Origin of the sequence: Thermococcus sp., from assembly GCF_027012695.1 — an archaeon.
Lineage (GTDB): Archaea > Methanobacteriota_B > Thermococci > Thermococcales > Thermococcaceae > Thermococcus.
Genome location: NZ_JALUYR010000013.1, coordinates 1 through 1,087 on the forward strand (window position 1 = coordinate 1; position 1,087 = coordinate 1,087).

General features: G+C 51.4%; 1 protein-coding gene. It reads right to left on the reverse strand.

The annotated features are described in order from the left end of the window. On the reverse strand, positions 1 to 1,087 hold a 1,087-nt coding region (locus MV985_RS00665; RefSeq protein ID WP_366085026.1), incomplete at both ends, for an LAGLIDADG family homing endonuclease.

The window sequence follows — 1,087 nt, forward strand, 5'->3', positions numbered from 1 at the left end:
GAACCCTTCCCTCCCCAACGCTCTCCTTTGCATCTATTCCAAAGAGTTCCCTTACGAGGTTAGCAAACTCTCTTCTCAGTTCAGAATTGCCGTTCGAGAACCTTACGGAGATACCCCAGCCAGCCTTTGATACGTCTCCGTCACCGGCTACCAACCCAGCGAAGTAGGCGAGTCTTTCGTCCACAACCTCTGGCAGCTTAATCCTTCTGCCATCCTGAAGTGCAACTTCTGAGGGTTTTATCACAGTAACCTCTTCGCCTGCCAGCTCCGCGAGATTCTTGAGGTGCTTCATTGTTATGTTACCCCGCGCTTTCTCGTTGACCCAGTTGTAGTAGACCATGTTCTCGCTGACGCCCAAAAGCTTGGCCAGCTCTCTCTTGGTGATTCCCTTCTCCGCGACGATTTTCTCAATCAATCTCTTGACGTCTCTCTTTATGCCGTAGAGCACCAGCTCATCGAGGTCTGAAACTAGTTCCATGACATTGAGGGGTTTTTCCGTAACTTTTAACTTCCTCACAGTGGCGATATACGCCCCTGCAGTTATGCCATGAGCTTTGACCCATTCAAACTTGCCCTCACCGAGCGTCAGGAGTTTTGTCTCAGGGGTCGTTACAAGGCTCTTCCCTGTTATGGTGGTTATCCTCACAAGCCTTGTGGGAGCCTTGAGCTTCCAGACTCTGCTTAGAGGGGCTTCTTTAATCTTCCAGTTCTCAAGGGAGACACTTTTTCCCAGGTACGGGGCGTGCTGGATTCCGTCATCGTATTCAAGGGCGCCAACTTCATTCATCCAGCTCTCCGTAAGCTTTCCAATCTCAAACGCTCCCGAGTCTGTGGTTACAATGGAGTCAGGAGCAACACACAGTCCCGCGGCCGAACTGCTCTTACCGCTCGTGTAAATCGCTCTCGGAGCTAAATTGGCCACGTAGCGGAGAAGCTGGCTGTTGTGGACGAAGATATCGCTGGCGATGAAGTTGTGGTGCCCCGGAACCTGGAGGTCATAGACCCATGGGTGTTCGGGTTTATACTCTTCAATCTCTTCAACTCTGTCCCAGAAGATGTCCGACTCTTCAAGAAGCCTCCCTAGACG